The following is a 9,966-nucleotide window of genomic DNA, read 5'->3' on the forward strand; positions in this document are numbered from 1 at the left end:
GAGTGGCTCTCGCCCCATTTGACGGAATTTTTTCCGCGCATGGAATGGTAATACGACCGACAGGTGACAAAATTCTCCCCGAATTTCTACCACATTTCATGCAGTCAGATGCCTTTATGAACAGAGCAATTACCATTTCAGAAGGCTCTCTTTCTCCGACCATAAAATGGAAAACATTAGAGTCGCAGGAATTTGAGTTTCCTCCAATCGAATCCCAAAAGAGGGCTCTACGTTTACTTGAAAAAATAAATCAATGCATTGAATGTTATGAAGGGGCATCCTTATCAGCATCAGAATTGTGCGAGAGCATTATTGGAAATGAACTTTCCAAACTTGGAAAAGAATGTACAACTGTAGGTGACTTGATTGACTCCGGTGACATAATCGAAATTCAAGATGGAAACCACGGTAATGACCATCCTAAGGCTTCGGAATATGTTTCCAGTGGAATTCCATTTGTTATGGCCAGCGACTTGAGCTTGGGCAAAGTTGATGTGGCGGGCTGTAAAAGATTGGCCAAAGATCGAGCCGATAAACTGCGCATTGGTTTTTCTTATCCTGGAGACATATTGCTTAGTCATAAAGGAACAGTTGGTCTTGTGGCGGTCACACCAGCAGTTTCTGATTATATAATGCTCACACCTCAGGTTACATATTATCGAGTTAATGAGGAAGGTCGGTTGCTTGCGAAATTTTTAGAGGTTTATTTCCGCAGTCGAAGCTTTCAAATGATACTGAAGTCACTATCCGCGCAATCAACTCGAGCGTACATAGGCATCACAGCTCAAAAGAAGCTGCCGGTACCCCTATTAAGCTTCAGTAAACAAGCAGAAATTATCAATATTTGGAATTTATTTCAAAATGAAACGATGCTACTGAGTGAAGCAAGGTCAAAGTCCACTCAGATGGCAACATCTATAATTAACGGGGCATAAGATGTTTAATGAACAAACCGTCACAGAGAATGGAATTCTTGACCGTTTAAAAGACTTAGACGGAGTGAAGTGGAATTACTGTCATGGTGAAAGCTTACCCAAGCAAACTCACGATATATTCGTCGATACTTGGCTTAAAGACGCGCTTTGTTCGTTAAACCCTGATATTGGCAACAATCCTGATTATGCTGATGAGGTGATCTACAAACTTCGTGGCTTGATGTTGGAAGCTAAGCATACTGGTTTAGTCAAAGCCAACGAGAATTTTCATGAATGGTTGATGGCAGAGAAAAGCCTACCGTTTGGTGAAAATGGTGATCACATCACTATTAAGTTGATTGACTTTGATACTCCTGAAAACAACTACTTTGTCGTTTCTCAACAGGTTCACTTCATTGCCGCGACAGAGGTGTTCTTCGATATCGTCTTGTATGTGAACGGTATTCCGCTGGTGGTGGGGGAAGTAAAATCTGCTACTCGTCCAAGTGTGACTTGGCAAGACGGCGCCGCCGATTTTATGGGCGGTAAAAAGCACTACTGGAAGAACGTTGAACCCTTCTTTGTGCCAAACCTGCTGTGTTTCGCCAGTGAAGGCAAAACCTTTGCCTACGGTGCAATCAATGCCCGAGTTAAAGATTGGGGGCCATGGCATAAAACCGAACAGCGAGATGAGATTCCAGCTAGCTTAGCTACGGTACTTGATAGCTGTGAAGGATTGCTGAATCCAGAAACCTTGCTGCAAATGTTAGAGTCATTTGCACTATTTTCAACAGTGAAGACAGGTAAAGACACGCCACCTAAACGTATTAAAATATTACCGCGTTATCCGCAATTTGAAGCCGCAAAGCAAATTGTTGAGCGTGTAAAAAATGGTTATCCGAAAAAAGGACTTATCTGGCACTTCCAAGGTTCAGGTAAGTCACTGCTGATGCTCTATGCCGCTCGTATGCTCCGTGCGGATAACAAATTGAAAAACCCTACAGTACTAATTGTGGTAGACCGTCGAGATCTCGATAGCCAAATCAGTGAAACTTTCGGTGGGGCCGATGTTAAAAATCTCATCAAAGTACAAAGCTGCAGAAAGCTTGGCGAGCATATAGAACAAGATAGTCGCGGCATTTTGATCACCACAGTCTTCAAGTTTAAAGACGTTGAAATCGATGAGAGTAATGAAAACGGCCTAAATAGTCGTGACAACATTATCGTGCTGGTGGATGAAGCGCACCGCACTCAAGAAGGCTCTCTCGGCGATAAAATGCGTTGGGCTCTACCACATGCTCACTTCTATGGCTTAACTGGTACGCCGATTTCCGGTATCGATCGTAACACATTCAAACTCTTTGGTGCTGAAGAGGATGAAGGGCGTTACATGAACCGTTACAGCTATAAGCAGTCTATTCGCGATAAAGCGACAAATGCAGTGAAGTTTGAGCCTCGTTTGGCCGAGCTTCGTGTGGATCGTGCAGCGATTGATGAAGCCTTTGAACAAATGGTCAAAGACAATGATCTAGACGATGATGAGAAAATGGCATTGTCTAAACGTGCTGGCCGCTTAGCGATTATGTTGAAGGCGCCAAAACGCATGGCGGCAGTAAGCGAAGATATTGCCAATCACTTTGTAAGCCATGTAAAGCCGAAGCAGATGAAAGGCATGGTTGTAGTCTATGACCGAGACGCTTGTGTTCAGATGTATTACTTACTCGGTAAGAAGCTAGGCTTTGATGCGGTTGAAGTGGTCATGAACGTCGACCAAGCACCGATCAAAGATGAAGACGCAAGTAAGAAAGGCAAGGTTAACAAGGACTGGCGTAAATGGAAGCAAGACCTTGAGCTTCCTATCATCGAGTCAGACTTTGAACGTTGGCAGGAGATAGACGGCAATGACCAAAAGCAGAAGAGTTTGATTGAGGATTACAAAGATCCAAAACAACCACTTCAATTGCTGATTGTGACCGCAAAACTGTTGACTGGTTTTGATGCGCCTATCTGTTACTGCATGTACTTAGATAAGCCATTACGTGACCATACCTTGTTGCAAGCAATGTGTCGTACTAACCGTTTGTACGAGACAGACAATGTCAGTAAGCAAATGGGCCTTATCATTGATTACCTTGGCGTGTTTGAGAACTTACGTACCGCACTGGCATACGATCCTGAAGAAATCGACGGTGTGGTGGAGGGCATTGAGGCCTTTAAAGAGCTCCTGCCAGCCCAGTTAGATAAGTGCTTAAGCTTCTTCCCTAACGTCGACAGAACCATCGATGGCTTTGAAGGTATTATGGCAGCGCAGGCTTGCTTACCGATTAACGAGAAACGCGATGAGTTTGCGGCCTCTTTTGGTGTATTAGCTAAATTATGGTCCGCGATTAACCCAGATGCGTTCTTAACGCCTTATCGAGCTGATTATAAATGGTTAGTTCAAATCTATGAATCTGTCCGCCCTGTAGGGCAGACAGGTTCTCTCGTGTGGGCAGCGTTAGGTCCAGAAACCATTAAGATGATTCACGAGCATACTGACATTAACCGTATTCGTGATGATATTGATGAGCTGGTTATGGATGAGCATGCGATCTTCACGTTGACTGAGAAAGAACAAGAGAAGCGCGCAAGCCAGTTAGAAATCGATCTAATGGGCCGCCTACGTGGTAGCGGCAATCCGAAGTTTATTGCTCTCGGTGAGCGTTTAGAAAAACTACGCCAGGATTATGAAGCAGGCGTAATCAAAGCTATCGACTGGCTGAAAGGGCTACTTGATACGGCTAAAGATACAGTTCAAGCCGAACGTGAAACCGGCGATTCTCCAGTAACCCAAGAAGATAACAAACAAGCACTAACTAAACTGTTTTTAGAAACTCGCCCCGAAAGCACCCCAAAGCTAATCGGCGATGTAGTAGAGCAGATAGACAAGATTGTAAAAGCCAAACGCTTTAAAGGCTGGCAAAGCTCGAACAGTGGCCCAAGAGAGATTCAAAAGGCATTGTTACTGACGCTTGCTCAGTTTGGGCTAGGAAAAGACAAAGAACTGTTCGCCAAGGCGTATGGTTATATTGAAGAGCATTATTGATGAATTATCATATCTTATTTGGACAAGAGGCTGTTCCACATAGTGGTGTTAGCTCGGTTTATCTAACACCGATCAAAAATGAAATGTCTTCTTTTAGTACATTGTTTAATGTAAGTCTTCACGATGACAAAGGGTTGTATAGAGAGCTTGGCCTTGTAAAAATCGGTGTTGTCAATCAGATCTCCGAAGAGAAGCTCTCAGAGAGTCTCCCTCCCATTTTTGAACGATTAGGCAACGATTATTTTTCATTAGGCATAGACGTTGACTATTACTCTAAGCTAGCGCAATTGCCTAGTTCGCTTCGTTTTAGCTTATTGAGAAGCCTCAATGATATTGTGTATTCATCAGATCATTTAGCAATTGCGCAGAAAGAAACTGTTTTTAGAACTGACTTTTTGGCGAGTGTAAGTTTGTCTAGCATTAAAGGGCAGTTTTCACGAGTTCTTAAGGGTGGGGTGCTTCTCACTGATTACAGTTTCAGTTTTAACCGCTCAACTGATGGGCTTTTCTCCGCAATTAATCTGGGTTTTGAGGTTAACGCCAGTTCCGTGCCTAGTACCAATATACATGCTGTCATTGGAAGAAATGGTGTCGGAAAAACGACATTGTTGAATGGAATGGTTCAAGGTGGGCTAGGAATCAATAATAAACTAGGCTTTTTCATTGATCCAAACACTGGAGAAGCTTTCGAGAAAGATTATTTCTCTTGCATAGTGTCAGTATCGTTTAGCGCGTTTGATACATTTACTCCTCCAGAAGAACAGCAAGACCCAAGTAAAGGAATTCGGTATTACTATGTTGGCTTAAAAAGTCAGAAACAAGGTGAGAACAGGCTTAAAACCCGGACTGAGATGGACGTTGATTTCAATCGGTCATTTGCTTTATGTCTGGGGGAGAAAGAAAAAAAGGTTCGGCTTTTCAAAGCAATAAAAACTCTGGAGTCAGATGAGAATTTTGCTGAAATGAATATCCGTCGATTTGAGTTAGAACCTACTTCGATAGCCAAAAGGGGTATTTGGGAAGCAATGACATCAATGAGTTCTGGTCATGCTGTAGTTTTGCAAACACTGACGCGTTTAGTTGCATCTGTCGAAGAAAAGACGTTAGTTCTAATAGACGAGCCTGAAAGCCACTTACATCCGCCGCTGCTATCTGCATTTATTCGAGCTTTGAGCGAACTACTTCATGATAGAAACGGAGTAGCGATCATCGCAACTCACTCTCCTGTAGTATTGCAAGAAGTACCGAAATCGTGTGTGTGGAAGGTGTTGAAATCTGGAGATGTTACAAAAGTGCTTCGCCCTGAGATCGAAACTTTTGGAGAAAATGTAGGAATTTTGACAAGAGAAGTTTTTGGCTTAGAGGTAACGAAATCTGGTTTTCACAAGCTTTTATCTGAATCTGTTGATGATGGCTTTACTTATGAAGAGATTCTAAATCAGTACAATAATCAGCTTGGTTTTGAGGCAAGAGCTATCTTGAAAGCGCTTCTTTTGCACAAAGAGAAGGCCGATATTAAATGATTAGACTCTCACCACCAAAATACAGCATAAATGATGCTATTCAATTATGCACTGACGGGATGTCTAAGAAGGACTTGAGGGACAGAATTGATCAAGGAAGCGGCATAATACGTGAATCTGCGGCAGACTATTCTGTTAAAGCTGTAGTTGGAGAGCTTTTTACAATTGACCCTATTGGAGATGATGAAGAGTCGGTTGTTAATTCTGGTATTTCAAAGAGGGAATTTGTAAATCTATATGAGTATTATTTCAGGAATACTAATAAACCTGGAAGGGAGATTTATGATGCTCTAATGCTCTCTGCCAATGAATGTTGTCCTTTTTGTGGTGGCCTCGGTAGGCCGAAGAATCTCGACCATTATTTACCCAAAGCTCATTTTCCTCAGTTTTCTATCTTACCTTTAAACCTCCTACCTTCTTGTAGAGACTGTAATATGGATGGTAAGGGTGATCATTATGCGACTGTTTATCATGAGCAGATAATTCACCCTTATTTAGACAAAGAGTGTTTTTTTCTGGAACAGTGGGTTTTCGCAAGAGTATTACCAGGGGCGCCGTGTACGTTGGATTTTTATGTATCTACTCCAGAAGAGTGGGAAGAAAATGACAAACTTAGAGCTACCCAGCATTTTAAAGACTTCGATTTATCTAAACGTTACAGTATTCAGGCTACGAATCTTATAACTACTGTAGTTCATATGCGACGTACATTCATGAACGGTACTACGGCAGAAGAGTTTAAAGAATTTCTTTTATCTTATAGTAACCCCTCTTTTTTCATAAACCATTGGCAGGTTGCTGCTTCACAGGCTTTGGCAAATAGTGATTGGTTTTGTGCAGAAGGGCACCTATAGTTTGAGTTAGTAAGAAATTCATACATTTAGCTAATTACTTTCAACTGCTTTGTTCCTGTCACAGAAAGGCTGCCTTTGGCTGCCTCTTCTATATGCCCGCTCCACCAGCTCATCATAGGACGGCGGCGTTCTAGATAATCAGTTCGGTTATAAGCACTACGAACCTGGTTATCATCAACGTGGGCTAATGACGCCTCAACTAAGTCACGATCAAAGCCTTGTTCATTGAGAGTGGTACTCGCTAGCGATCGTAAACCGTGACTAACAAGTCGACCCGCAAAACCCATACGTTTCAGAGCCATATTTGCCGTTTGGCTGTTACATGGTTTCTTCGGATCTCGATCTGAAGGAAAGATAAATTCACGATGGCCGCTTATCGGCTTCATTACTTCTAATAGCGCCAGCATCTGCTCTGTGAGCGGGATGCGGTGCTCTCTTCTTTTTTTCATTCTCTCGGCCGGAATGGTCCATATCTTTTCTTCCCACTCAATCTCATCCCATTTAGCGCCTGCGGTTTCAGAAGGACGAGTCATAGTGTGTAGCTGCCACTCGATTAAACAGCGAGTAGTACGCTTTATACTGGCATTGGCGATAGCTCCCATGAGCTCTGGTAACTCATTTGGTGCTAGTGCTGCCATGTTTTCTTTTTTGGGCTTTTTGAAAGCGGCTCGAATACCTGTTAATGGATTAGCTTTTACAAGACCACAGTTTGCCGCGTAATTCATTATTTCGTTTAAGCGTTGAGATAAGCGTTTAACTGTCTCTAAACTGCCTTTTGCTTCGATAGGTCTAAGTAGATCAATAACGAGTGGGGCATCGATATCTTTTACTGGTGTATTCGCTATTTGCGGAAATACATGTAGTTCTAAAGAACGCCAGATATCATCGGCATAGTTTGGTGTGACACTTTCTTTTTTTCTTTCAAACCACTCTTTAGCTAAGTTGAGTAATGTGTCTTCAAGCTCTTTTTGCATTTCAGAAAGCTTTGAATCTCTGGCTTCTTTAGGATCAATGCCATCAGCAACAAGCTCCCTTGCTTCTATTGTCTTTTTACGGGCATTAGCGAGAGATAACTCAGGGAAAGCACCTAAACCCATGTTGATGCGTTTTTTAGTAATAGGGTGGCGGTAGTTGAAGTTCCACAACCGAGAACCATTTGTCCTAACTCGTAGCTGTAAACCGTCGCCGTCTGAAAGAACATAATCCTTCTCTTTAGGCTTTGCGTTGGTAATAGCTTTACTTGTTAGTCTAGTTGCTCTGGTTCCCATTGGGTCAACTCCTCAAATAAATGGTATTCCAAATACTATCATTTATTGCTTGGAATACCACGTGGAATACCAAAAAGTATGGAAGGTAGAGAACGCTGTGGACGATGATGGACTATAAACTGTTGATTTTATTATGTTTCAGGCAAGAAAAAAGACGCACTAGGATGTCTTTAAACTTATAATTGGTGGAGCTGGCGGGATTTGAACCCGCGTCCGAAAATCATTCATCATTGGTACTACATGCTTATTCGATCTTTAATTTCACCATCAAACTGCGAACCGACACGCTATCTAATGGCTATCCTGAATTAGTTTTAATGCTTTGTCTCTCAGGCGGGAGACGCGGCACGAGCTTGTTTGGTTTTGACTCTCTGTTGTTCCCCGTCTTACGAGCGGAAGCTAGGGCAGAAAGGCTCTTGGCAGGTTATTAAGCTGCTAGTGCGTAGTTTTCGTCGTTTGCGACTATTTTTTTGCGGCTTTTAACGTGGCAAACCGCCCCACGGCATGCACCTCAGACTGCAAAATTCCCGTCGAATCCAGAATCAGCCCCAAGTGTGTTGACGCATACTACCAGAAAACCTTTGTCTGTCTAGCTTTCTGCGTCTAAGTGGTCAAGATTAACGCAATGAGCTCTTCATTACGCGTGCTTTCTCTCTTGCCCAATCTTTTTCTTTTAAATCATCACGTTTGTCATGCAGTTTTTTACCTTTCGCTACACCAATTTTGATTTTCACCCAAGAGCGAGACCAATACAGTGATAGTGCGATAAGTGTCATGCCTTCACGGTTGATGCGTCCATAAAGGTTATCCAGTTCACGGCGGCTGATTAACAGCTTGCGCACGCGAGTTGGGTTGGCAACCACGTGAGTGGATGCTTGCTGCAGTGGCGTTATTGTCATTCCGGAAACAAAGGCTTCTCCGTCTCGCATGAAAACGTAGCTTTCTGCGATATTCGCTTTGCCTTGACGAAGAGATTTGACTTCCCAGCCTTGGAGCTCCATGCCTGCTTCTACTTCATCTTCGATAAAGTATTCGTGGCGAGCTTTTTTATTTACAGCAATGGTATTGCTACCTGCTTTTGAGTTTGATTTTTTCTTTACCATAATGGCGGCATTATACGGCTTGGTTCGAGCTTAGGAAATCCTTTTATTTGCGTAGGATAAGAATAAAAGTAAAATTGTTACACACCAGACTCTTTCGGTGGTGATGAGGAGAGAATATGAAGCAAGTCAGTCGTTCTGCTTTAGTGCTTTTTAGTGCAGAACAAATGTTTAATCTCGTGAATGACGTTGCTCGTTATCCTGAATTTTTGCCAGGTTGTTCTGGTTCTCGCGTTATTGAATCTTCCGATTTGTCGATGGTGGCTTCGGTGGATGTTTCAAAGGCAGGGATAAGTAAGACGTTCACAACGTCGAATGTGTTGGTGGCCAGTGAAGCTATTTTGATGAATTTGGTCGATGGTCCTTTTAAGGCTTTAAAAGGCGGTTGGTATTTTACTGCACTTGATGAACAGGCCTGCAAGGTTGAACTTAAACTGGAGTTTGAATTTTCGAGCAAAATGGTGGAATTGGCTTTTGGCAAGATATTCAATGAATTGACCAGTAATATGGTTAACGCATTTACCAAACGAGCGAAACAGGTGTATCAGTAATGAGTATTGAATCTGAGATGATCCATGTTGAGGTAGTCTATGCATTGCCTCATGAGCAAAGAGTACTGAATTTGGTAGTAGACAAAAACTCAACCGTCGAAACGATAATTCAACAGTCCGGTGTGCTTGAGCTCTACCCAGAGATTGATTTATCAAAAAATAAGGTCGGGATTTTTAGTCGTAACGTTAAGCTAGATTCGACGGTCAGAGACCGTGATCGCATTGAAATTTATCGTCCGTTATTGGCCGATCCTAAAGAGATCCGTCGCAAGAGAGCCGAGCAGGCAAAAGCGCAACAGTAAACGTTGCTGCGGTATTGGATGCAAGATAAAGGGCTCGTTATGAGCCCTGTCCGTTAGTGTCACTCATTGTGAGGTGCACTTTGGGTATCATTTGTTTGAACGTGTTTTCGTTCAGTTTACGCCTTCAAAAAACCGTTCGCTAGGAGGGTAGTCGCCACTGATTTCCATCAAAGCACCTGCGGTATTAAATGTCGCAATCAGGTTTTTCTGTATCGATTCTTTGTGGCCTTCCGTGTGGTGATAAATGTAATACCAAGTATCGGGATAACCGTTTTCAATAAGCATCGGCGACCCCATGACAAACCTAACCTGTTCTTTGCTCATACCGAACTTGAGTTGATCGACGGCTTGCTGTTCAACGTAGTTGCC

The 9,966-nt window shown here is 42.7% G+C and carries 8 protein-coding genes, 1 other RNA gene and 1 pseudogene; 6 read left to right on the plus strand and 4 right to left on the minus strand.

Going from position 1 to position 9,966, the window contains the following annotated elements:
• The 4 genes and pseudogenes from B9J87_RS13600 to B9J87_RS13615 form a co-directional block, all read left to right on the plus strand.
• Nucleotides 1–935 (plus strand): annotated as a pseudogene (locus tag B9J87_RS13600) (restriction endonuclease subunit S); the annotation flags it as partial.
• Nucleotide 936: 1 nt separating this feature from the next.
• On the plus strand, nt 937–3,999 hold the full coding sequence (locus B9J87_RS13605) for a type I restriction endonuclease subunit R (protein WP_094151202.1): 3,063 nt from the start codon (nt 937–939) through the stop codon (nt 3,997–3,999).
• Nucleotides 3,999–5,522, plus strand: a complete 1,524-nt coding sequence (locus B9J87_RS13610; protein WP_094151205.1) for an AAA family ATPase — start codon at nt 3,999–4,001, stop codon at nt 5,520–5,522. The genes B9J87_RS13605 and B9J87_RS13610 overlap by 1 nt, the downstream gene beginning before the upstream one ends.
• Nucleotides 5,519–6,376 carry an HNH endonuclease gene (locus B9J87_RS13615; protein WP_094151207.1) on the plus strand — a complete coding sequence of 286 codons (858 nt, stop codon included), beginning with the start codon at nt 5,519–5,521 and terminating at the stop codon, nt 6,374–6,376. Before B9J87_RS13610 ends, B9J87_RS13615 begins: the two co-directional genes overlap by 4 nt.
• 26 nt (nt 6,377–6,402) lie before the next feature.
• Here B9J87_RS13615 and B9J87_RS13620 read toward each other — a convergent pair whose 3' ends face one another.
• The 3 genes from B9J87_RS13620 to smpB form a co-directional block, all read right to left on the minus strand.
• Nucleotides 6,403–7,644 (minus strand): integrase domain-containing protein, encoded by a 1,242-nt coding sequence (locus B9J87_RS13620; protein WP_094151210.1) that lies wholly within the window; start codon nt 7,642–7,644, stop codon nt 6,403–6,405.
• 183 nt (nt 7,645–7,827) lie between these two features.
• Nucleotides 7,828–8,194, minus strand: a transfer-messenger RNA (tmRNA) gene (gene ssrA / locus B9J87_RS13625).
• Between the two features lie 67 nt (nt 8,195–8,261).
• Nucleotides 8,262–8,747, minus strand: a complete 486-nt coding sequence (gene smpB / locus B9J87_RS13630) for an SsrA-binding protein SmpB (RefSeq protein WP_013857439.1) — start codon at nt 8,745–8,747, stop codon at nt 8,262–8,264.
• 116 nt (nt 8,748–8,863) lie between these two features.
• Between smpB and B9J87_RS13635 the strand changes: the two genes are divergently transcribed.
• Nucleotides 8,864–9,295 carry an SRPBCC family protein gene (locus B9J87_RS13635; protein ID WP_094151213.1) on the plus strand — a complete coding sequence of 144 codons (432 nt, stop codon included), beginning with the start codon at nt 8,864–8,866 and terminating at the stop codon, nt 9,293–9,295.
• Nucleotides 9,295–9,597 (plus strand): RnfH family protein, encoded by a 303-nt coding sequence (locus B9J87_RS13640; RefSeq protein WP_010319507.1) that lies wholly within the window; start codon nt 9,295–9,297, stop codon nt 9,595–9,597. Before B9J87_RS13635 ends, B9J87_RS13640 begins: the two co-directional genes overlap by 1 nt.
• Nucleotides 9,598–9,708: 111 nt before the next feature.
• Here the strand turns inward: B9J87_RS13640 and B9J87_RS13645 are convergent.
• On the minus strand, nt 9,709–9,966 hold a 258-nt coding region (locus tag B9J87_RS13645; RefSeq protein WP_094151216.1), incomplete at its 5' end, for an outer membrane protein assembly factor BamE.

The sequence above is a fragment of the Vibrio sp. V19_P1S1T109 genome (assembly GCF_002241375.1).
Classification (GTDB): domain Bacteria; phylum Pseudomonadota; class Gammaproteobacteria; order Enterobacterales; family Vibrionaceae; genus Vibrio; species Vibrio anguillarum.

Excerpts from the sequence above, each read along its gene's own strand:
- B9J87_RS13620 (WP_094151210.1), bottom strand. The coding sequence starts at position 7,644 with ATGGGAACCAGAGCAACTAGACTAACAAGTAAAGCTATTACCAACGCA.
- B9J87_RS13640 (WP_010319507.1), top strand. The coding sequence starts at position 9,295 with ATGAGTATTGAATCTGAGATGATCCATGTTGAGGTAGTCTATGCATTG.
- B9J87_RS13635 (WP_094151213.1), top strand. The coding sequence starts at position 8,864 with ATGAAGCAAGTCAGTCGTTCTGCTTTAGTGCTTTTTAGTGCAGAACAA.
- smpB (WP_013857439.1), bottom strand. The coding sequence starts at position 8,747 with ATGGTAAAGAAAAAATCAAACTCAAAAGCAGGTAGCAATACCATTGCT.
- B9J87_RS13605 (WP_094151202.1), top strand. The coding sequence starts at position 937 with ATGTTTAATGAACAAACCGTCACAGAGAATGGAATTCTTGACCGTTTA.
- B9J87_RS13610 (WP_094151205.1), top strand. The coding sequence starts at position 3,999 with ATGAATTATCATATCTTATTTGGACAAGAGGCTGTTCCACATAGTGGT.
- B9J87_RS13615 (WP_094151207.1), top strand. The coding sequence starts at position 5,519 with ATGATTAGACTCTCACCACCAAAATACAGCATAAATGATGCTATTCAA.